This is a genomic window from Marinobacter sp. M-5 (assembly GCF_032911545.1).
GTDB classification, from domain to species: Bacteria; Pseudomonadota; Gammaproteobacteria; order Pseudomonadales; family Oleiphilaceae; genus Marinobacter; species Marinobacter goseongensis.
The window spans coordinates 746,488-768,733 of sequence record NZ_JAWJEK010000001.1; the positions used below are offsets into that span (position 1 = coordinate 746,488).

The 22,246-nt window shown below is 58.0% G+C and carries 21 protein-coding genes; 3 read left to right on the forward strand and 18 right to left on the reverse strand.

Going from position 1 to position 22,246, the window contains the following annotated elements; all coding sequences use genetic code 11:
- Positions 1-38: 38 nt before the first annotated feature.
- The 15 genes from R0125_RS03440 to R0125_RS03510 all read right to left on the reverse strand — a co-directional run bounded on the left by R0125_RS03440 (position 39) and on the right by R0125_RS03510 (position 13,917).
- Positions 39-1,682: a fatty acid--CoA ligase gene (locus R0125_RS03440; RefSeq protein WP_248182008.1), complete on the reverse strand. Its 1,644-nt coding sequence runs from the start codon at positions 1,680-1,682 to the stop codon at positions 39-41.
- A gap of 171 nt (positions 1,683-1,853) precedes the next feature.
- Positions 1,854-2,135 (reverse strand): pyrimidine/purine nucleoside phosphorylase, encoded by a 282-nt coding sequence (locus R0125_RS03445; protein ID WP_248182007.1) that lies wholly within the window; start codon positions 2,133-2,135, stop codon positions 1,854-1,856.
- Between the two features lie 71 nt (positions 2,136-2,206).
- Complete coding sequence (gene mnhG / locus R0125_RS03450; protein ID WP_317237147.1) at positions 2,207-2,614, reverse strand: monovalent cation/H(+) antiporter subunit G; 408 nt, start codon at positions 2,612-2,614, stop codon at positions 2,207-2,209.
- On the reverse strand, positions 2,607-2,879 hold the full coding sequence (locus R0125_RS03455) for a monovalent cation/H+ antiporter complex subunit F (protein WP_317237148.1): 273 nt from the start codon (positions 2,877-2,879) through the stop codon (positions 2,607-2,609). Before R0125_RS03455 ends, mnhG begins: the two co-directional genes overlap by 8 nt.
- 9 nt (positions 2,880-2,888) lie before the next feature.
- Entirely contained in the window at positions 2,889-3,362 is a 474-nt protein-coding gene (locus R0125_RS03460; protein WP_317237149.1) for a Na+/H+ antiporter subunit E, read from the reverse strand.
- On the reverse strand, positions 3,359-4,873 hold the full coding sequence (locus R0125_RS03465; RefSeq protein WP_317237150.1) for a Na+/H+ antiporter subunit D: 1,515 nt from the start codon (positions 4,871-4,873) through the stop codon (positions 3,359-3,361). Before R0125_RS03465 ends, R0125_RS03460 begins: the two co-directional genes overlap by 4 nt.
- Positions 4,870-5,217 carry a Na+/H+ antiporter subunit C gene (locus tag R0125_RS03470; RefSeq protein WP_148609383.1) on the reverse strand — a complete coding sequence of 116 codons (348 nt, stop codon included), beginning with the start codon at positions 5,215-5,217 and terminating at the stop codon, positions 4,870-4,872. The genes R0125_RS03465 and R0125_RS03470 overlap by 4 nt, the downstream gene beginning before the upstream one ends.
- 34 nt (positions 5,218-5,251) lie before the next feature.
- On the reverse strand, positions 5,252-5,677 hold the full coding sequence (locus R0125_RS03475) for a Na+/H+ antiporter subunit B (protein WP_317237151.1): 426 nt from the start codon (positions 5,675-5,677) through the stop codon (positions 5,252-5,254).
- Positions 5,674-7,983, reverse strand: coding sequence for a putative monovalent cation/H+ antiporter subunit A (locus tag R0125_RS03480; RefSeq protein WP_317237152.1), 2,310 nt, complete (start codon positions 7,981-7,983; stop codon positions 5,674-5,676). Before R0125_RS03480 ends, R0125_RS03475 begins: the two co-directional genes overlap by 4 nt.
- 118 nt (positions 7,984-8,101) lie before the next feature.
- Positions 8,102-8,434, reverse strand: a complete 333-nt coding sequence (locus R0125_RS03485; RefSeq protein WP_317237153.1) for a Na+/H+ antiporter subunit G — start codon at positions 8,432-8,434, stop codon at positions 8,102-8,104.
- A gap of 42 nt (positions 8,435-8,476) precedes the next feature.
- On the reverse strand, positions 8,477-8,746 hold the full coding sequence (locus R0125_RS03490; protein ID WP_317237154.1) for a K+/H+ antiporter subunit F: 270 nt from the start codon (positions 8,744-8,746) through the stop codon (positions 8,477-8,479).
- Positions 8,743-9,231, reverse strand: a complete 489-nt coding sequence (locus tag R0125_RS03495; RefSeq protein ID WP_317237155.1) for a Na+/H+ antiporter subunit E — start codon at positions 9,229-9,231, stop codon at positions 8,743-8,745. Before R0125_RS03495 ends, R0125_RS03490 begins: the two co-directional genes overlap by 4 nt.
- Positions 9,231-10,748 (reverse strand): monovalent cation/H+ antiporter subunit D, encoded by a 1,518-nt coding sequence (locus R0125_RS03500; RefSeq protein WP_317237156.1) that lies wholly within the window; start codon positions 10,746-10,748, stop codon positions 9,231-9,233. Before R0125_RS03500 ends, R0125_RS03495 begins: the two co-directional genes overlap by 1 nt.
- Complete coding sequence (locus R0125_RS03505; protein WP_317237158.1) at positions 10,745-11,116, reverse strand: Na+/H+ antiporter subunit C; 372 nt, start codon at positions 11,114-11,116, stop codon at positions 10,745-10,747. Before R0125_RS03505 ends, R0125_RS03500 begins: the two co-directional genes overlap by 4 nt.
- A complete protein-coding gene (locus R0125_RS03510; RefSeq protein ID WP_317237159.1) occupies positions 11,116-13,917 on the reverse strand; it encodes a monovalent cation/H+ antiporter subunit A in 2,802 nt (933 codons plus the stop codon). The genes R0125_RS03505 and R0125_RS03510 overlap by 1 nt, the downstream gene beginning before the upstream one ends.
- Positions 13,918-14,324: 407 nt before the next feature.
- On the opposite strand from R0125_RS03510, the gene R0125_RS03515 reads away from it, so the two are divergent.
- Both R0125_RS03515 and R0125_RS03520 read left to right on the forward strand, forming a co-directional pair.
- Positions 14,325-16,379: an NADPH-dependent 2,4-dienoyl-CoA reductase gene (locus R0125_RS03515; RefSeq protein WP_317237160.1), complete on the forward strand. Its 2,055-nt coding sequence runs from the start codon at positions 14,325-14,327 to the stop codon at positions 16,377-16,379.
- A gap of 107 nt (positions 16,380-16,486) precedes the next feature.
- Entirely contained in the window at positions 16,487-17,506 is a 1,020-nt protein-coding gene (locus tag R0125_RS03520) for a CNNM domain-containing protein (RefSeq protein ID WP_317237161.1), read from the forward strand.
- A 43-nt stretch (positions 17,507-17,549) separates the two neighbouring features.
- Here the strand turns inward: R0125_RS03520 and R0125_RS03525 are convergent, their stop codons facing one another.
- Complete coding sequence (locus R0125_RS03525; protein WP_248181998.1) at positions 17,550-17,714, reverse strand: hypothetical protein; 165 nt, start codon at positions 17,712-17,714, stop codon at positions 17,550-17,552.
- Between the two features lie 112 nt (positions 17,715-17,826).
- Complete coding sequence (locus R0125_RS03530) at positions 17,827-18,822, reverse strand: GlxA family transcriptional regulator (protein ID WP_317237162.1); 996 nt, start codon at positions 18,820-18,822, stop codon at positions 17,827-17,829.
- A 149-nt stretch (positions 18,823-18,971) separates the two neighbouring features.
- Between R0125_RS03530 and R0125_RS03535 the strand changes: the two genes are divergently transcribed.
- Positions 18,972-20,774 carry an acyl-CoA dehydrogenase gene (locus R0125_RS03535; protein ID WP_317237163.1) on the forward strand — a complete coding sequence of 601 codons (1,803 nt, stop codon included), beginning with the start codon at positions 18,972-18,974 and terminating at the stop codon, positions 20,772-20,774.
- Between the two features lie 165 nt (positions 20,775-20,939).
- Here the strand turns inward: R0125_RS03535 and R0125_RS03540 are convergent, their stop codons facing one another.
- Positions 20,940-22,235, reverse strand: coding sequence for an alkane 1-monooxygenase (locus R0125_RS03540; protein ID WP_317237164.1), 1,296 nt, complete (start codon positions 22,233-22,235; stop codon positions 20,940-20,942).
- Positions 22,236-22,246 lie beyond the last annotated feature (11 nt).

Here is a 22,246-nt window from a genome sequence, read left to right on the forward strand (position 1 = left end):
GGGCGGATGATCATGGCCATCCGTCCCCTGTTTCGGCGTTACTTCAGCTGATCCCGTATCAGCTTCTTGTTGATCTTGCCGACGCTGGTCTTGGGGATATCATCAACAAAATCAATCTGTGCCGGAATGGCCCATTTGTTGATCTCGCCGGCTTCCACAAACTGTTTCAGGTGCGACTGGATGTCTTCCAGGCTGGCCTGTTCGCCCGGTTTGAGCGTAACCAGCGCGTGTGGGCGTTCTCCCCATTTCTCGTCCGGAATACCCACCACCGCCGCACCGGCCACTGCCGGGTGCTGGCTGATCAGGTTCTCCAGATCCAGTGAGGACAGCCATTCGCCACCGGTCTTGATGACGTCTTTGATGCGGTCCTTGATCACCAGGGTGTTGTCCGGTTCCATGCTGGCGACATCACCGGTATGCAGCCAGCCGCCTTCCCAGAGCTCCTGGCCTTTTTCCGGTTCTTTGAAGTAGCTCTGGGTCAGCCATGGGGCCCGGGCCACCACCTCGCCTTTGGCGTCGCCGTCATGGGCCACCGGATGACCGGTCGGATCCACAATTTCCAGTTCGGCCATGGGCACGGCGATCCCGGTTTTCACCCGCTTGGCGGTCTGCTGGGCCAACGGCAGTTCCAGATCTTCCGGCTTGAGGTGAGTGACGCTCAGCAGCGGGCAGGTCTCAGACATGCCGTAACCGGTGTACATGCGGATGCCAAGCTTCGCACCCGCGTCGCACAATCCCCGGGTCAGGGCGCTGCCACCAATCAACACGTGCCAGTTGCTGAGGTCCGCGGTCTTGATGGATTCGGTACCCATCATCATCTGCATGATGGTCGGTACGCAGTGTGAGAAAGACACCTTGTGTTCCTTGAGCAGGTCCACCAGCAGTTCGGGTTCATAACGACCCGGATAGACCTGCTTGATACCCAGCATGGTGGCTGCGTAGGGCACGCCCCAGGCGTGCACGTGGAACATCGGTGTGACCGGCATGTAAACCGTTGAGGATCTCAGCAGAGGCATCTCGTCGTAGGCTGAGAGCGACCCGGTCATGGCCAGGGTGTGGAGCACCAACTGACGATGGCTGAAGAACACACCTTTGGGATTGCCGGTGGTGCCGGTGGTATAAAACGTGGTGGCAACGCTGTTTTCGTCGAAATCGGGGAAATCAAACTCGGTTCCGGCCCTCGCCAGCAGGGCTTCGTACTCGCCGGCCGTCTCCAGGTTGGTGGCCTTGGCGGTGCTCTCGTCGGTCAGCTGAATGTAGCTTTTGACGGTTTTGATCTCGCCGCTGACGCCTTCCAGAATGGGCAGGAAGTCATCATGCACCAGAACCACGTCGTCTTCTGCGTGATTCATGGTGTACACGATTTGTTCCGGAGACAGGCGCACGTTGATGGTGTGCAGCACGGCGCCGATCATCGGTACGGCAAAAAAGCACTCGAGGTAACGTGGCGTGTCCCAGTCCATCACCGCGACGGTGTCGCCGGGCTTTACGCCGGCATCGGTGAGGGCATTGGCCAGGCGATGAATCCGCTCGACTAGATCGGTGTAGGTGTACTTGCTGCGATTGGCGTAAACGATTTCCTGATCCGGCGAATACCTGGGACCGGAAAGCAGCAGTTGTTTGATCAGCAACGGGTATTGATGGGCATTGTCCGCTGGCGGAAGAATTCGGGTCTGTGCCATTACTCGGTACCTCTTTCTCAGTTATTGATGTTATGCGAGAAACAGGGGTAAATCTGACACATTTTTCGGCAAACGAAAACCTTGAAAAGAGGAAAAAAGCCAGAGCGAATCAGGTGTTAGGAATACTGCATTTCGCTCTGGGATGTCGCTCAGGTGACAGTGAGCTGACGGTTACTCGTAAGTGCAGAGGTAGGCGGTATCGATATCGGTTTTTGCTTTGAAGCTGGCCTGACCGGCCACGTCGAAGCTTTCGCCGGCACCGTAGGTCATCCACTCTTCCATGCCTGGCAGCAGCACGGTCAGGGCCCCACTGACGACAGTCATGGTTTCCTTCTTGCTGGTGCCAAACTCATAGTCACCCGGGCTGATAACACCCACGGTGGCGGGGAGAGTGGAGGTCTGGAACGCGATGGATTTGGCCTTGCCGTCGAAGTACTCGTTCACTTTCAGCATGTGCTGGGCTCCTGGAAAAAATTTGGAGGCCTACTATACGGGATTTTCTTGCACTTCCAATGACAAAATCATCAATCTGAATCGTCCCGCTTCCTGGATGAGGCAGCCTGCTCCGATTTGTTCTCAAGTCCGCTGTAGAGCTTGTGACTGTCCGGATCGTAACGCTCACGCAGTTCGTCTTTGGTGGTGCCGCTCCACAGCGTTATTCCAGTGAAGTATCCCGCTCTGCCGATGACGTGGGCCGCTATCGGAGCCGTTAAAAGAATAAACACGATGAAGGCGATCGCCCGTGCCGCGACAGCGCTGTCGGAGAAATGCAGCGCCACCCCGGCCATCGTCAGTATGGCGCCCATCGCACCCGCTTTGGTGGATGCATGCATGCGTGTTGGCAGGTCCGGCAACCTCACGATGCCGATGGCTGCAAGCACCATGAACGAGGCCCCTGCCAGCAAGAGGATGGAAACGAAAATTTCACTCATCCGTGACGCCTCCGCGCTCCAGGAACCTGGCGAACCCGATTGCCGCGAGGAAAGCGGTGAGGGATATCACGATAGCCACGTCAAGAAAACTGGAAACACCGGTATCAATGGCATGAACACCAACATAGCCAACCACCACGGATGCAATCAGCTCAAGCGCAACCACTCGGTCTGCCAGGGAAGGGCCCCGGGTTAACCGGATGAAGGCAAAAAGTAACGCCAGGGACAGCATGAGATAAACAATATTAATGGCGATTCCGAGCACGGTGGCCTCCTAGCGCATAACCTTGAGGATTCGGTGTTCCAGTTCTCTCAGGTCATTTCTGAGCTGCTCCTCGTCCTGAAGAAACATGGCGTGGATAAACAGCACCCGTCGATCATCGGACACATCCAGGCTGAGAGTCCCTGGTGTCAGGGAGATCACACTACTGACAAACATGATCTCCATGTCGGTATTTGCCTGTAGCGGGAATGCGATGACACCGGGCTTCATGTGCCAAACCGGCGTGGCGACATCGTAAGCAACCCGCAGGTTCGATTTCACCAGCTCCTTAAGGAAAAAGGCCAGGAAGGCGATGAGTCTCGGAATTCTCCGGGAGTAGCCCTTCAAAGCCGGCACCTGGTTTTGTAGAACCATGAGCGCAATGTAGCCAAAACAGAAACCGGCCAGCAGGTTCATGGCAGTGACGCTGCCACTGAGAACCACCCAGGCGATTGCAAGTAGCAGGTTCCAGAACAGACCGATCATTTCGGCATCCCTCCAAGAACCGCCTCTATGTATAGCTGCGGGTTCATCAACTGGTCTGCGGCCGTCTCGGCCAGAACGTAAATGGGCTGCCCGTAAAGACCAATAATGAGCGTACAAGCCGCAAGCCCGACCACCGGCACATAGTAGGCCCAGTTGTGCGCGTCCTTTATCTCGCCGTTGAGCCTGCGGACATCGGTCACATGGTCGGGAACCTTTTTCCAGAACACTTCCGCCCAGATCTTGATCATTGAATACAGAGTCAGCAAGCCAACCAGCAGAGCGATGGCCGAGACCACATATTCACCGGCCTCCAGGCTTGCTCTCACCACAATAAACTTGGCGAAAAAGCCGGACAAAGGCGGAATACCGGCGAGCGACAGCGCCGGGATCAAAAACAACAGAGCCAGGTACGGGCGCTGACGGTAAACTCCGCCCAGGTTCTTCAGCTCATAGCTCCCAAGGAGACGGTAGGTGATGCCGCTTACCAGGAACAGATTCGTCTTCACAATGATGTGGTGCATGATGTAGAACACGCCACCAATCAGGGCCAGAGGCGTGAATAGCGCCAGCCCCAGTAGCATGTAGCCGATCTGGCTGACTATGTGGAAAGACAGGATTCGCCGGAATTCAAACTGCGCCGCGGCGCCGAGCACGCCGGTCAGCATTGTCAGGGCAGCGGCCCAAAGCAGTATGGTGTGGGTGTAGGCGACATCTTGCGTGAAGATCAGCGTAAATACCCGATAGAGCGCGTAAACCCCGACCTTGGTCAGCAGCCCTGCAAACAGTGCTGAGACGGCGACTTGTGGCGTGTGATAGGAGGCAGGGAGCCAGAAAAACAGCGGGAACGCTGCCGCCTTGATGCCAAACGATACCATGAACAGCAAGGAGACCACCGTCACCATGCCCGGGTCTTCCACGCTGTTCAGTTTTTGGGCGATGTCCGCCATGTTCAGGGTGCCCACCATCCCGTAAAGCAGGCCGACGGCGGAGAGAAAAATAGCCGACGAGAACAGGTTCAGGGTCACGTACTTGATGGCGCCTTCCATCTGGGCTCGTTCTCCGCCCAGGGTCAGAAGAGCAAACGATGCGAGCAGCATCACCTCGAACCAGACGAACAGGTTGAAAATATCGCCAGTCAGAAAGGCTCCGGCCACGCCGGCAAGCAGCAGGTGCATCAGGGGGTAATAACCGAATTTTTCATGACCTTTCGGCGTTGATGCCAGCGAATAGATTGCGATGGCAAGGCCGATAATGCCGGTTAGCACAATCATGATGGCGCCAAGAACATCGGACACCAGCACAATGCTGAAGGGCGCAGGCCAACTGCCCATTTCCACCACCAGGAAGCCCTGCTCAATGGTTGAGCGCATGAGCCAGATGCCGGCCGCCAGCAACAGCCCGGTGGCAATAACGGCAAGGATCCGCTGAAGCTTGATGGAGCGCCAGAATGCCAGGGACAGAGCTCCGGCTGTCAGGGGTATCAGGATCGGGAGAACGAGTTCCGGGTTCAAGTATCCGTATCCTTCATCTTGTCCAGGTCATCGGTTCCGACCACTTCGTAGGCACGACGGATCAGAACCACGGCGAACGCCAGGACGCTGAAAGCAATCACAATGGCGGTGAGAATAAGGGCCTGTGGCAATGGGTCGGCCACTGCGCCAACGACTTCGCTCGCCCCATCAGGAATCAGAGGTGGCGCGCCCCGGGTCAAACCCGCGACGACGAAAATCAGAAGGTTGGCCGCATTGCTCAGAATGATCAGGCCAATGACGAGTTTGACGATAGAGCGGCGCAGCATCATGTATATGCTGGCTGTAAAAAGCAGCCCGACGACATAGGCCATCAAGGTTTCCATAACTGAGCCACCTCCCTGTCAATGAATGCACGATTCATTCTTCCGACTCCATCAGGCTGATCACAAAGGTCATCAGCGTGCCCAGGACGGCCAGGTACACGCCAACGTCAAAAATCAGAACGGTTGATAGTTTCAGATAGCCTTCACCGGGGAGTGGAACCTCCCACCAGAGTGCGGTAAGCATGGCCTGGCCAGTCCAGAAGGCAGGGATTGTTGAGGCGAGACCGAAGAGCAAACCGGCCGCCAGAATATCCCGCGGGCTGACACGCAGCAGCTTGCGGGTTGATTCAGCCCCAAAGGCAAAGGCGTAGAGCACGAAAGCACTTGCCGCCACCAGTCCACCGATAAAACCGCCGCCGGGTTCGTCGTGCCCGCGCAGAAGCAGGAACACCGAAAACATCAGTTGTAGCGGCATAATGGCAAGCGCGGCGGTGTGGAGAATGAGCGTGTTGGTTTTCATGGCTTATGCTGGTCCTCCGCCCTGAGTTTGACCATCGAGTAGACACCCATCGCCGCAAGGCCCAGAACAAAGATTTCTCCAAGGGTGTCCAGCTGCCTGAAATCCACCAGAATTACATTGACGATGTTTTTGCCGAAGGCCAGGCCATAACTGTTTTCAATGTAATAACTGGAGATACTGTCGAAGTACTGGATATCCAGCACCGCAAGCATCAGCAGGGTCATGATCGCGCCGGCAAAAACCGCCACCGCCAGGTCCCGATAACGTTCCCATGGCGATGAGAGGTTGACGAAAGGCGGCAGTTTGAAGAGCACCAGAACCAGCAATATCACAGTCAGCGTCTCCACCAGGAGCTGCGTGATGCCAAGATCCGGAGCGCTGAAGTGGATGAATATCAGGGCCACCCCGAAACCCAGCACACCGACCGAGGCAACGGAGCCCAGCCGGGACCGGGTGACGCTGGCAAAGACGGTTGCCGCGACAATAAGAAGAGCGATGCCAAACTCGTAGAAGTAGCCGTTGCTGAAATCGAAATCCAGCTGAAAGCCGTGGCGGGTGAACAGCGTATAGCCCGTCAGACCGAAGGTGACCAGAACGAGGATCAGCAGATAGATGCCGAGAACCCCGTTCTGCAGGACTCGGGTTTGCCAGCTTGCAACCTGGGTGATCCCGAGCATGAATCGGAAAAAGCCCGCCTCAGGACCAAAGCGGCTGGTGGCCGTGTTGACGGCGTAAAGCGTTGGATGAAGCCGCTGCCAGGTTACGAAAAGCAGGGAGCCCGCCAGCAGGCTGGCGCCAGACAGCATCAACGGAACATTTACTCCGTGCCAAAGGGCCAGAGCCGACTTTACCCCACTGCCATAGACGGATGAGACTGTGGCATCCAGCACGAAGGTTGCGGGCACAAACGGCGCCACGCCAAAAATCAGCGCCAGCAGGGTCAATACGGCCGGGCCAATCAACATGGCGGCGGGGGCGTCGTGGGGCTGTTTCGGAGTGATGCGAACGGGACCGAAAAACGGCTTCAGGAAAACCAGTCCCGCTACGGCCACGACCAGAATCGAAGAAGCGACAGCCGCGGTCAGGAGCGCCCAGGGCCACACCGGCGAGTTGATAACCGACTCGAACATCAATTCCTTGGCAACGAAACCGAAGAGTGGCGGAAGACCTGCCAGCGACAATGCAGCCAGCCCGGTAATTACCGCAGTCCTGGGCATGCTGCGCCAGAGCCCGCCCATTTTCGTGATGTCTTTGGTGCCGGTTTCGTGGTCCAGCGCGCCCGCAAGCATGAACAAGGCGCCCTTATACAGCGAGTGCGCCACCAGAACGCAGACGAAAGCGATGATCGCCTTTTCTGTGCCGATCCCGATGAGCATGGTGAGGGTGCCCAGCGCCATGACCGTCGAGTAGGCCAGCACCTTCTTGATGCCGGTGCTACTGAAGGCCAGGTAGGCGCCAGTGAGCATGGTTGCAGCGCCAAAAAACATCAGGGAGTTGCTCCACAGCGCATCCCCGTCCATGGATGAATTCAGGCGCGCCAGCAGATAGACGCCGGCTTTGACCATGGTCGCCGAGTGCAGGTAGGCAGAAACGGGGGTAGGCGCAGCCATGGCATTGGGTAACCAGAAGTGAAATGGTACCTGCGCAGATTTGGTGAAGGCTCCGATGAGTATGCAAACCGCCGCTGCGGTGTAGAAACCATGGTCGTGAATGGCCAGGTCGGATGCCAGTATCTCGGAGAACGAATAGCTCCCGGTGATGAAGATCAGGAGAATCAGGCCGGCCATCAGTACCAGGCCGCCTCCCGCTGTGACGAAGAGCCCCTGCAGGGCGCATTTCCTGGCTTCTGCATCTTCATGGTTGAAGCCGATCAGCATGTAGGACGTGATGCTGGTCAGTTCCCAGAACACGAAAAAAGTGATGAGGTTATCGGATAACACCAGCCCAAGCATCGACGCCATGAACGACAGCATGATGACGTAGAATCGGCCGAGATCCTTGTGGCCCTGGAGGTAGGAGCCGGCATAGATCAGGATAAACGTTCCGATACCGCTGATCAGAAGCGCGAAGACCAGAGCCAGGCCATCAACCATGAAGTCCAGCGAGACGCCGAGGCCGGGCATCCACTGGTTACGAATCAGAAGAGTTTCACCGCCGCTGACCGCCGGGATGAGGCTGACAAAATAGGCCGTGAGCAATGCGGGGAGAATGGCCAGCACCCAGCCAATGTGTTTGCCTGCCACGCGATAGAGCGCGGGAACCGCCACCGCCAGCAAAAATCCCGAAAGCACAGCCAGTAACATCATGCAAGGGTGCTCCTTTACGACCCAAGTTAAAACGTCCTGCGGTTAACGGCGTTTTTTTAAAACCAGTATTTAATACGACTCCTTGGTGAAAAAGGTTCTCAGAAAATGGTCGGTAGACTCATTGGTCCCAGGGTTGGCCCCGGGTGTTTTCTGTGGTTTTAACCTTCAGATGCATGGCTGATTTTGCGAGGAAGTTGGCGCTTACGGGGGCAGTCATAAACAGAAAGGCCGTAATCAGGAACTCCTCAATACCAATGCCCTGTCCAACTGTACTGAAGTAGATCACCGAGCTGATCACGATAGCACCTACTCCGACCGTGGTAGCCTTGGTGGGCCCATGCAGGCGGGTAAAAAAATCCGGAAGGCGAGCGAGTCCAATGGCGCCTATCAGGGTAAACGCCCCCCCGATCAATAGCAGCAGGGCGATGGCGTATTCAGCGTACGGGTTCATCCGATTTGTCCTCCCAAAAACAGGGTTTTGTCTGGCGCGGGCTCACTCAATGACGCTGCCCCGTTTCAGATATTTGGCCATGGCAACGGTTCCGACAAAGCCCATAACGGCAATGAGCAGGGCCGCTTCGAGGTACATACGTGTACCCAGTGTGATGCCCAACAGGATGATCAGAGCGATGGCATTAATATAGAGCGTATCGAGGGCCAGGACTCTGTCCGGTGCGTCCGGGCCTTTGATCAGGCGGTAAACGTTCAAAAGCACCGCCAGCGTGACCATGGCAATGGTGATGTAGAGAGCGAAAATCATCATCGGAACATCTCCAGCAGAGGCTTCTCATAACGGTTGCGGATTGTGTCGATGACTTCCTGATCATTTTCCGCGTCGAGGGCATGAATCAACAGCAGCTTGTTGTCATCACTGACATCGGCGCTGACGGTACCCGGCGTCAGGGAAATCGTGCTGGCCAAAATCGTTATGGCAAGAGGGTGCTCCAGCTCCAGGGGATAGCAGACGAATGCAGGGCGCACCGGACGCGGGCTGAGAATGAGTCTTGCTACCTCGAAGCTGGCTGCCACAATGTCACGGACAACTCGCATGAGATATGCGGGCATTCTCCAGGCGTTGATGAATGCTGGAGGGTCAGGCCAAAAACCCTGAGTCATCTGCGGTATACCCCACGCCAGGATAAGACCGAGGACAAGACTGCCGCCGCTGATTCCGTCACTCAGAAATTGCCAGGTGACAAAAAGGATCAGACTCAGCCAGGGCTGAGGGAAACTGAGGCGATCAAGCATTAGTTATCCTCCCTGACCATAGGGGTTTGTAGGATTTCGATGTAGGCATCCTGATTGTGCAGTTGCGCTGCTGTTGCATCGGTGTATCGGGTAATCGGGCCAGCAAGTATGACCATAATCACCGCCAGTGCAGTCAGTGCGCCGGCTGCAACAGAAATTCTGGCGTTGAGTGGGGCTGTTTTTTCCACGTGGCCCTCTACTGTTCGCCAAAAAACAATGCTGCCTGCGCGGCTGTAGGCGATAACGGTCAGGAAGCTGCCGACCAGAAGGACTGACCAGAGCCAGGCCATTTCGGTTCCCGGCTCAACGGATTTCAGGATCAGTACCTTGCCGAAGAAGCCGCTCAGTGGCGGCAGGCCTGCCGCAGCCACAGCCCCAACCAGGAAAAGCACGCTGAGAAAGGTTCGGTTGTGCATTCTGGGAGCCGTGATGATGCGGTCCCCGGCCGAGCCTCGCTGATTGGCCACCAGCTCCGACACAAGGAACAGACCACCTACTGTCCAGGTCGTGCTGAGTAGATAAAAGAGCGCAGCAGACAGGCCGGCTTCGGAGCCAAGTGCAATTGGCGCCAGCAATGTACCCACCGAAATGATGACCTGCCAGGCGACCAACGTTTTCAGGCTGCCGGATCCCAGCGCGCCGATAACGCCCATCGCGAGGGTGGCAAGGGCAATGGGGAACAGCCAGTCCATGCCGAGATTCGATAGTTCGCCCGCATCGTCGCCGAAAATCAGCAGATACACCCTCAAAATGGCATAGATACCAACCTTTGTCATCACGGCAAACAGTGCAGCGACCGGTGCGGTGGCTTTTGAGTAGGCTCTGGGTAGCCAGAAGCACAGGGGCAGAATGGCTGCCTTCAGACCGAAGACCACCAGTAACATCATGCCACCGGCCTTGACGATATTCAGGCTCTCTCCGGAAACTTCGGGGATTTTGACCGCCAGATCTGCCATGTTCAGAGTGCCGGTGACGCTGTAGATCATGCCGACACTGATCAGGAAGACCGCAGAGCCAATCAGATTCAGCACAACATAATGCAGGCCTGGAACGGTTCTTACAGTCCCGCCGCCATGCATCAACAAGCCGTAGGAGGCAATCAGGAGAACTTCGAAAGCCACGAACAGGTTGAACAGGTCTCCGGTGAGGAAGGCAATGTTCAGGCCCATCAGTTGGAACAGAAACAGCGCATGGAATTGGCGATTGCCCTCATCTGCGCCACCGATCGAATAGATGTGACAGAACAGGGCAAGAACGGCTGTCAGGATCAGCATGAGGGCTGCGAGCCGGTCCAGCACGAGGACTATCCCGAATGGTGGTTGCCAGTTACCGAACGCATAGATCCGGTAAGTGCCGTCGTCCGCCAGTGCCAGAAGGATAATGGCGGATACCAGCATAAGGACAGATGTAGCCAGCGCCAGCGTCCGCCGAAGGCTGATCGGTGCATAGCCCATGAAGGCCTGAAGAATGCCACCTAGTAGGGGAATCAGAACGGGTGCGGTAAGCCAGTGGTTCATTTACCGGTTACCTCCACGTCTTCTTTCTCCGGTGCCGGTGATTTATAGGGTTGTTTGCCGTCCACATGGTCGTCCTCGTTGTCGGCCAGATTGCGCAGAGACAACACAACAACAAATGCCGTCATGGCAAAGCCGATAACGATGGCCGTCAGTACCAGTGCCTGTGGCAGAGGGTCAGAGTAGCTGGTTGCGGTACCAAGGATGGGCTGTTTACCTGTTGCCAGGCGCCCGCTGGAAAACAGGAAAAGGTTCACTCCGTAAGACAAAAGGGTCAGTCCGACGACTACCGGAAAGGTGCGAGCGCGCAGGATAAGATAAATTCCTGATGCCGTGAGTGCGCCAATGACAAGCGCGAAAACCAGCTCCATTACGCAGCCTCCTTTTTGCTATTGATGGCGGAGTGGGGAGACAGCCGACCGATACTGACCAACGCAAGCAGGGTAGCGCCAATAACTGTCAGATAGACGCCCAGATCAAATACCAGGGCAGACGCAACCTCAAATTTGCCAACGACGGGCCAGGTTATGTAATCGAATGTGGAAGTCAGGAATGGATAGCCGAAAGCGAGGCTCCCGGCGCCCGCGACGGTTGCGAACAACAGGCCTAAACCGATGACGTTATGGTAACGGAAAGAAATCCGGTCTTCGGTCCAGTTCATGCCAGCGGCAATATACTGAAGGATCAGGGCAACCGAGGTGATCAGACCGGCGATGAATCCACCGCCTGGAAGATTATGGCCGCGCAGGAAAATGAACGCGGACACCATCAGAGCCAATGGAAGCATGGGCCGGGCAATCAACTGCAGCATCAGCGGGTGAGAGTCCCTTGTCCAGGCGTGGCCCTCCCCGTCGCTCGGCGGTGGCGTCAGGGGTGTGTTCTTGAGCATGGCGTAAATGCCAAGGGCCGCAATGGCCAGGACAGTGATTTCGCCCAGCGTATCAAATCCGCGGAAGTCCACCAGAATTACGTTGACCACATTGGTCCCTCCGCCGCCGGTTTTGCTGTTCTCCAGGAAGAAATCAGAAATCGAACTGAACGGTTGGGTCAGCATAGCGAGGGTCAGCAATGCCATGCCCAAGCCGGCGGTCGCCGCGATGGCAATGTCCCTGAGCCGACGTTTCAGTGGCGTTTCAATCGGCGTCCAGCTAGGCATGTAGAAGATCGCCAGCATGAGGAGAACGATGGTCACCACTTCAACGGAAAGCTGGGTCATGGCCAGGTCTGGTGCCGAGAATCGGGCGAAGGCCAGCGCCACAACCAGACCCACAACGCTCAGAAGCACCAGGGCATAGAACCGTTGCCGGTGGAGGGCTGCTGTGGTCAGGGCGCAGAGAATCAGCAACCCGGCCGCGATCGCCGTTGGCAAATCCACTGGGCTGAGGCCGTTCGCGCCAACAAAAATACCGAGATCAAGAATCGGCAGGGCTGCGACTGCAATGACGCTCACGAAAAGAAGCATGGCGTACCTCTGAAGCGAGCCATTCTCCAACCGAGAAGTCAGTCTGTTCGCCAGATCGACTATGCGTAGCACGGCCGCTTCGAATACCGCTTTCTCATCAATCTCCTTGAACCGCGCGTGGAAGTCGAAAAAGCGCTGACGCTGACTGTACATAAGCAACCCACCGAAAAGGGCCAAAAAGCTCATGAACAACGGGAGGTTGAAGCCATGGTAAATCGCAAGGGTGTACTCTGGCACATCACCGCCAAGCGTTGCCGAAGCTGCCATGAACAGCAGTGGCCCCACAGAAACCGCGGGAAACAGGCCCACCATGATGCAGGCGAACACGAGGATTTCTACCGGAAATTTCATATAGCGCGGTGGCTCGTGGGGCGGGTAAATTGGCAAGTCGACCGGTTTGCCGTTGAAAAAAACGTCGTGGATAAAGCGGGCTGAGTAGGCCACCGCGAACACCCCGGCGAGGGTCGCGACGATCGGTGGCAGCCAGGCCCAGAGCCCCGGGAGATTCAGTGCCAGTGATTCGGCGAAGAACATCTCCTTGCTCAGGAACCCGTTCAGCAGAGGAATGCCTGCCATGGACGAGGCCGCCACCATCGCCAGGGTGGCGGTGTGGGGCATGTAGCGCCAGAGCCCGTTGATACGCCGCATGTCACGGGTGCCGGTCTCGTGGTCAATAATGCCCGCCGCCATGAACAGCGACGCTTTGAAGATGGCGTGGTTGATCACGTGGAACACCGCCGCCACCGCGGCCAGCTGAGTCCCCATGCCAAACAGCAGGGTAATCAGGCCCAGGTGGCTGACCGTGGAGTGCGCCAGCAGGCCCTTCAGGTCATGTTTGAACATGGCGACATAGGCGCCAATGAGCAGCGTGGCCATGCCGGTAAAGCTGACCATGTAAAACCACTGCTCGGTGCCTGCCAGGGCAGGGTAGAGGCGGGCCATAAGAAATATGCCCGCTTTGACCATGGTGGCGGAATGCAGGTAGGCGGAAACCGGTGTGGGTGCCTGCATGGCGTGGGGCAGCCAGAAATGAAACGGGAACTGCGCCGACTTGGTAAAGGCCCCGAGCAGCACCAGGGTCAAGGCAACGGGGTAGAGGCTGTGAGCCTTGATCTGGTCGCCGGCGGCCAGCACAGCGTCAAGCTCGAAGCTGCCGACAATATTGCCGATGATCAGAATGCCGGCAAGCAGTGCCAGACCACCACCACCGGTCACTGCCAGCGCCATCCGGGCGCCCCGGCGCGCGTCCTGTTTGTGGGTCCAGAAACTGATCAGCAGGAACGAGGTCAGACTGGTCAGCTCCCAGAAAATCATCATGAGGAGCAGGTTGCTGGACAGCACGATGCCGAGCATGGAGCCCTTGAAACACAGCAACAGCGCGTAGAATTTACCGACGTTTTCTTGGGGCTTCAGATAGTAGCGGGCATAAAGAATAATCAGTAGGCCGATCAACAGAATCAGCAGCGCAAAGAGTAACGACAGGCCGTCCAGCCGGAAACTGAACGACAGTCCGAGCTGTGGCAGCCATGGGTAGCTGTGCAGCACCACGCCGCCGTCAGCCAGGGTCTGCCAGTGCGGATACAGCGCTGCCAGGGCTATGAGAGCTGGCACCGATGCGGCTATGGCAATGGCCGTACGCCCGCCTTGGGCGAACAGCGGCGCGGCTAAAGCACCTAAAAAGGGCAGTAAAACAACCAGCGGTAGCGACATCGCAACCTCTTTATTGGTTTCTTGTATTTCATGGATGGAGGTTTAATCGTTGTCTGAGCTTAGTCTCCGGCCACCTGTTCTGCACCGGTCGATGCATTACCGCGTGCAATCGCGGTCAGCGGCGGACACTCAGTCTGAACGCGGTGGGTCTGGAAAATACGGAAGACGGCCCCGGTGAAGATGCACCTCGGCTGTAGCCGGAAAATAACCGGGTTGGTGTGACACGTCGGACCTCTCGGTCATGGGTGCTCCGCTCGTCTGATACGAGCACCGATGATACGTGGCCGGTCCCGCAGGTCAAGTCGACTGGCCATTAATCCGGTTTATAGGCCCTTTGGGTGTCATACATTAGTCGTAGTTAGCTGTGCTACCATGTTGGCTTCCCAGAAAACACCAAGAGATACCCCATGACCCAAGCCTACCCGCACCTGTTGAAGCCTCTCGATCTCGGATTCACGGAACTCAAGAACCGGGTGTTGATGGGGTCCATGCATACCGGTCTCGAGGACCGCTTCTGGAACATCCATAAGTTCGCCCGGTATTTTGCGGAGCGGGCTGAAGGCGGGGTCGGGCTCATGGTCACCGGCGGATACTCACCCAACCTGGTCGGGCAGTTGGCGCCCCTGTCGTCCACCATGAACAATCGAGCCACAGCGCTGTTGCACCGGCATGTCACCGGCGCCGTGCACGAGGCCGGCGGTAAGATCTGCCTGCAGTTACTGCACGCTGGCCGTTACGGGTACCAGCCGCTGATTGTGTCTGCGTCCGCCACCAAGGCGCCGATCAGTCCGTTCAAGGCCCGGGCGCTCTCTACCAAGGGTGTGGAACGTCAGATCAACGATTTCGTCGATGCCGCGAAGCTGGCGAAGTTTGCCGGCTATGACGGCGTCGAGGTGATGGGTTCCGAGGGGTACTTCATTAACCAGTTCCTGTGCGAGCGAACCAACAAACGCACCGATAAATGGGGCGGCCCCTACGAGAACCGCATGCGGTTGCCGGTCGAGATTGTGCGCCGCATGCGCGAAGCGGTGGGGCCCGAGTTCATCATTATCTATCGACTGTCGATGCTGGATCTGGTCGAGGGCGGCCAGACCTGGGATCAGATCGTGACGCTGGGCAAGGCCATTGAGCAGGCCGGCGCCACCATCATCAATACCGGGATTGGCTGGCACGAGGCGCGGGTGCCCACCATCGTAACGTCAGTGCCCCGCGGCGGTTTCGCCGATGTGACGGCCAAGTTCTATGGCGAAGTGGACATCCCGATCTGCACCACCAACCGCATCAATACCCCGGAAAAGGGCGAGGACATCCTCGCGGCCGGCAAGGCCGATATGGTGTCCATGGCGAGACCGCTGCTGGCTGATAGTGAATTTGTCCGCAAGGCCGAGCAGGGCCGTGCCGATGAGATCAACACCTGCATCGCTTGCAACCAGGCCTGTCTGGACCATGTTTTTCAGGCCAAGCGTGCGTCGTGCCTGGTGAACCCCCGAGCGTGTCATGAAACCGAACTGGTGTTGACCGTTGCGCCGGTTGTTCGCCGCGTAGCAGTGGTTGGCGCCGGGCCTGCCGGGCTCGCAGCGGCCACCACGGCGGCCAAGCGGGGGCACAACGTGACGCTGTTCGAAGCAGACGACAAGATCGGTGGTCAGTTTAACTACGCCAAGCGGATTCCCGGCAAGGAAGAGTTTTACGAGACCCTGCGGTATTTCCAGCGCCAGATCGAGCTGCTGGAGATTGATCTCAGGCTCAACACCCGCGTTGACGCGCAACAACTGACCGAAGACGGTTTTGACGACGTGATCATCGCAACCGGTGTCAAGCCCCGTACGCCGAACATCGACGGCATCGATCACCCCAAGGTGTTGGGGTATCTGGATGTGCTGCGACACAACAAGCCGGTTGGCCAGAGTGTGGCGGTTATCGGTGCCGGTGGTATCGGCTTCGACGTCAGTGAATTTCTCACCCACGATTTCAGCCACCACCCGGAAGGCGAGCAGGTCAGCGTGGCGGACTGGCAGGCGGAGTGGGGCGTGAATCCGGAGTTTGAGGGCCCGGGTGGGCTGGCGGAGCGCAAGCCGACGTCGTCTCCCCGCAAGATCTACCTGATGCAGCGCAAGTCTGGCAAGGTCGGCGGCGGTCTGGGCAAAACTTCGGGCTGGGTGCACCGCAACAGCCTCAAGCACCGCGACGTGGACATGTTGCGCGGTTGCAGTTACGAGCGCATTGACGATGAAGGCCTGCACATTTCCATCAAGGACAAGGACGGCAAGCTGACAGAGAGCAAGGTGCTGAACGTGGATAACGTGATTATCTGTGCCGGCCAGGAGCCGTTCCGCGCACTGTACGACCAGCTCGCCGGAGCCGGCGTTCGCGCCCACCTGATTGGTGGTGCCGATGTGGCGGAGGAGCTGGACGCCAAACGCGCAATCCGACAGGGAACAGAAGTGGCAGCGGGGCTCTGAGCCCCGCCAGACCACGAGCCTGATGGGTGTGAAATCCAGGCTAAAAACATAGCGAATCCTGTGGTCGTTCGTTAAAATTTCGATATCTTCCTGTCCACAAGGTCTCTATGACGCTCCTGGTTGCATTCGCCGTTCTGTCGATCGGCTTTTCGTTTCTGTGCTCCATACTTGAAGCCTCGCTATTGTCTGTGACGCCTAGTTATATCGCGTCTCTCAAGAAAGATAGCCCGAAACTGTTTGCCAAACTCCGCAAACTCAAGGACAACGTTGACGATCCACTGTCAGCAATCCTGACTCTCAACACGGTGGCTCACACAGTAGGGGCCACCGGCGTGGGTGCCCAAGTTGCGGTGGTGTTCGGGGAAGCCTGGTTGGGGGCGGCCTCGGCCATCATGACTCTGGCGATCCTGATCTTCTCTGAGATCATCCCCAAAACCATTGGTGCGAAATACTGGCGCACCATTGCGCCGCGCCTGCCTGCCATTCTCGGGTTCATGATCAAGTCGCTGCTGCCATTCATCTGGCTGTCCAAGCAGATCACCCGCCGCATCGGTTCCGGTGAGGTCGATGTGGATATCCGCGCCGAAATCAGCGCCCTGGCGGAGATCGGTCGCGATCAGCAGGCGCTGGACGAAGATGAACGGAGAATGATTCAGAACGTGCTGAGGTTCCATGAAATCAAGGCCAGCGCGGTAATGACGCCCAGAACCGTGTGCAAGGTGATTCCACCGGCGATCACCATGACGGAGTTCCGGGAGATGGTGAAGAAGTCGCCTTTCTCACGCTATCCGGTGATTGATGAAGACGGTGAGGCGCTTGGCTACCTCCACCGGGCCGATCTGATCACCCTGGACGAAGATGTGAAACTGCTCGATCACATGCGGAAGATCAAGCGGGTGAAAGGAAACACTAATATTGAGTTTCTGTTTTCGGACATGTTGCGGGAGCGCCAGCATCTGGCGGTGGTGTATGACGAACTGGGTACCTGGCTGGGAATAGTGACGCTGGAGGACATATTGGAGACGCTTTTGGGCACCGAGATCATGGACGAAACCGACAATGTTTCCAACCTGCGCCGCTACGCCAAGCAACGCTGGAGCCGCCGCCTGAAGAAATACGGCTCCTGAATGCCGCGCTGTGGGTTGCCGGAGCGGGCGGCCGGAAAGGGGGTCAGCGGACCGCTTTCAGGGCATTGAAAATGGCCTCGGCTTCGGCCTCAAGTACCTGATTGCGAAAGCTGTTTCCCTGTTGCGCGGCCTGGGCAATCTGCTTCTGTTTCATGTCGTACAGCTTGCTCAGGATGTCTGCCTGGCTTTGTCTGATCGGTGCGGTCATGGCGAACCTCCCCATTTTTACACCTGTGTCGGTATTCTTTACGTTACCGGCCATGGCATGGCCTTCAATGACTAACGATGCATAACGCGGGCCAGTGGGTGGTGTCTGAACATTACCGTCCGAACCGCGCTCGGTAGGCCCCCGGCGCCAGGCCGGTGTGTTTGCGGAACAGGCGGCTGAAAGAACTGACGTCTTCATAACCAACCCGCCGTGTCACTTCTTCAACCGCCATTCTGGAATATTCCAACTGCTGGCGGGCCGCCTCAATGCGCAGAACCTGCAGATAGCCCGTGGGCGTATCGCCGGTGGCCGCCTTGAAGCGGCGAATCAACGACCGCTCCGTCAGGCCGCTTAATAAGGCCAGACCGGCCAAAGTGACTGCCCCACTGAAGTGACGGTCCAGCCAGTCCTGAAGTTTCAGAATTGCCGCGTCTGAGTGATAACGGCGTGCCTGCATGGCGCTGTAGGGCGCCTGACTGGTGCGCCCCACATCAATCACGAACGCCTTGGCCAGTTCTCGCGCCACCTGCGCCCCGGCAAACCGTTCCACCAGATAAATCCCCAGATCCCACCACGCCATCCCGCCGCCGGCGCAGGCAATGTGGTTGTCCACCGTCACCAGCTTGTCCGGGTGCAGATCCACCGCGGGATATCGTTGCCGGAACTGATTACTGAAACCCCAGTGGGTGGTTGCCTGCCGTCCGTTCAACAAACCCGCCTCGGCCAGCATGAACGCCCCGGTGCAGTTACTGGCCACCTGAACCTGCCCTGTGCCGGAAGACTGAAATCCACCCAGCCACGCAATCAGTTCCGGGTTTTGGCTCAACACCGGCTCGATTGGCCCGCCGATGGTGGGAATGATGACCAGATCGGCGTTGCTCTGTGCCGGGCTTCGATCATTCCAGGCGCCGTCTGGCAGGATGGTAAGCCCGTTGATGCAACGGCAGGGCGCTCCGTCCCGGGTCAACAGGCGAGTGGCGAAGTGCGGCTCCGGCGCTTCTCCGTTAATCCGTGCCCAGGTGACTCCGGCCAGCCGGAAAAGATCGATGATGCCGGTAATGGCACTGGCAAGCGCTCCATCAAATCCGATGACAGAAACCGTTCGCATGCTTGCTCCCTTTCACGCCCGATCGCCGGACTCTTGTTCACCGGTTGCTCAGAGTCGATTGGCGATATTCACCATGATTATGTCATAAATGCCGGTTCCCCGAAAAACGGAGGTATGAGAGGCTATCGGCAACTAACAGGAGACCAAGCATGACCGACACCCTGATCGACCGCCGCGACCTGGCGTTCCAGCTCTACGAAGTCCTCGATACCGACAGCCTGATCACTCGCGAGCGCTTCAGCGAACACAACCGCGATACCTTCGAGGCCGTCATCGAAACCGCCGACAAAATGGCCAGGGAAAAATTTGCCACCCACAACAGCGCTGCGGATAAAGACGAGCCCAAATTCGTCAACGGCGAAGTCGACATGCTGCCCCAGGTCAAAGAAGCGTTCGACGCCTACGCCGAAGCCGGCTTTATCGCCGGTCGCTACGATTACGAGCTCGGCGGCATGCAGCTGCCGGAATCGGTCATGGCCGCCTGCAATGGTTTCTTCACCGCCGCCAATCCCGGCACGGCTGGCTACCCGTTTCTGACCACGGCTGCCGCCAACCTCATCCGGGTGTTCGGCAACGAGCAGCAGCAGACCACCTTCCTGCCGCACATGCTCAGCGGCCGCTTCAGTGGCACCATGGCGCTTACCGAGCCCCACGCCGGCTCCTCCCTGGCAGACATCCGCACCTCGGCGTCACCCACCGAGGATGGCCACTACCTGATCAAAGGCGCCAAGATCTACATCTCCGGTGGAGAGCAGTCCATCACCGAGAATATCGTTCATATGGTACTGGCTAAAATCAAAGGCGCACCGGCGGGGGTGAAAGGCATTTCCCTGTTTGTCGTGCCCAAGTTTCTGGTGGACGAGGAGGGCAACCCCACGGAGCGCAACGGCGTAAGCCTTGCCGGTCTTATTCACAAGCTGGGCTATCGCGGCACCACCTCTACCGCCCTGAGTTTCGGTGACGATGCGCCCTGCCACGGTTACCTGGTCGGCGAGCCCCACCAGGGCCTGAAGTACATGTTTCAGATGATGAACGAAGCCCGTGTCGGCGTCGGTTTCGGCGCGGCCGTGATCGGCTATCGTGGTTACATGCACAGCCTGGAATACGCCAAAGACCGTTTGCAGGGCCGCAAGGCCAGTGAAAAGAACCCGGAATCCCCACAGGTGCCGATCATCGACCACGCCGATGTTCGCCGCATGCTGCTGGCCCAGAAGGCCTACAGCGAAGGCGGACTGGCCCTGTGCCTGTTCGGCGCCCGCCTGATGGACGACCAGCACACCCATCCCGACGAACAGAAGCGCATGGAAGCCGGCAAACTGCTGGATTTACTGACCCCCGTGATCAAGGCCTGGCCCTCCGAGTACGGCCCCAAGGCCAACGACCTGGCCATTCAGGTCTACGGTGGTGCCGGCTACACTCGCGAATACCCGGTGGAGCAGTGCTGGCGCGACAACCGCCTGAACCCCATCCACGAGGGCACCAACGGCATCCAGGCACTGGACCTGCTGGGCCGCAAGATCTGGCAGGACCAGAGCCACGGCCTGCAGCTGTTGATGCAGGAAATGCAGGTGGACCTGGAAGCGGCCACCACCGACCGCTGTCAGCAATGGGCGCTGTCTTTGAGTGAAACCCTGCAGCAGGCGGTGAAAGTCACCCAGAGTCTGGGTAAATCGCTGATGGGCGGTGAAGTGGACAAAACTCTGGCGAACGCGTCCTGCTACCTGCATCTGTTCGGTCACATCATCGTGGCCTGGATGTGGCTTCGTCAGGCTAACGCAGCGGCTAAGGCGTTGGCGTCAGCCAACACGGACGATGAGCGTAACTTCTATCAGGGCAAACTGCAGGCGGCCCAGTATTTCTTCCACTGGGAATTGCCGACGGTGGCGCAGGATCTGGTGTTGTTGCGGAATCAGGATGATACCTGTCTGAACATGAAGTCCGAATGGTTCTAAGTCTGGAGTAAGCACAAACGGTTGGTATGGCTTCCCGGGACACGCCGCAAGTGCGTCCATGCAGGCTCTGATGCGGCCATCCCTGGCCACAGCCGGTCCCGGGAAGCCGCATCAACCGTATGCGCCCGGAAAGATCAGCCCGTTGACCGGGCCTTCTCCGTTAAATCAGGCAGCTTCTTCAGAGGAAGAGGAATCCTTCTGGTTTTTGGCCTCAGCCGCTACCGCCGCCGCATAGTCGGCGTACTTGTTCATCAGCTCTTCCTTGCGATCGGGATCCCAATTGATCTTGCTCAGATCGCCCTCGTAGTGATCGATCACCCGCTTGTCCATCATCTCGTACCACCAGGACGGCAGATACGCCGGCAGCAGCATCGAGGCATAACCGCCCGGCAACTGCGGAGCGTGCTCGAAGTGACGCAGTGCCTGGAAGCTGCGGGTCGGGTGGGCGTGGTGGTCCGAGTGGCGCTGCAGCTGGTACAGGAACAGGTTGGTTACAATGTGATTGCTGTTCCAGCTGTGTTCTGGCTGGGTGCGCTGGTACTTGCCTTTGCTGTCTTTCTGACGCAGCAGGCCGTAGTGTTCGACGTAGTTGACCGTCTCCAACAGGCTGGCACCGTATACCGCCTGGGCCGCCAGGAAGGGCACTGCGCGCGGGCCGCAGATCAGCGTGGTGGCGCCGAAGAAGCCGGCACTCATGGCCCAGCCCTGGAGCAATTCGTTGTCCAGTGTCCAGAAACCCTTGCCCTTGCGTGCCAGCCGCGCTTTTTCAATCTTGACGGCGGACTTGATACCACCGACCACGGTGCGGGGCAGGAATTTCCAGAAACTCTCACCCATGCGGCTGCTGGCCGGGTCTTCCGGTGTGGCGACGCGCTTGTGGTGGCCGAAATTGTGCTCTACCACAAAGTGGGTGTAGCCAGTGGGCGCCAGCGCGGCCATGGCCATCAGTTTGTTGAGCTTGTTGGACTTGTGCCCCAGTTCATGGGCGGTGTTGATGCCAACGCCGTTGATGGCGCCGACCGTCAGTGTGATGCCGATCTTGTCAGCCAGCGGCGTATTCTTGCGGCTGGCCAGCCAGGCGCCCATGAAGGTCATGGCGTACTGAGTGGGGATGAAGGCCTTCACGATGCGGTCGTAGTACTTGTCCTGCTCCAGGGTTTTCACCGCGGACTCCGGCGGGTTGCTCTTGTCCTCACCAATGGCGCGATCCAGTGCCGGAATGACGCCGTGCACCAGGGCGGGACCGGTCCAGGCCAGTGACCGCAGTTTTTTCGGGGCCACGGCGTAGCCGGCCAGGGCGGCAAGGCCGATGCCGGGTAATGCCGGCCCCATCAGCCACAGGTAGCGTTTCGGGTCTTTCCAGTCCTTGCCGGGCTTTGACGAGGCGGCAGGGGCGTTGACGCTCTCAACGGCGGTCTGTGTCGCCTGGCTGTGCATATTGTCGCGGGTTTTTGCGTTCATTGTTGGGCTCC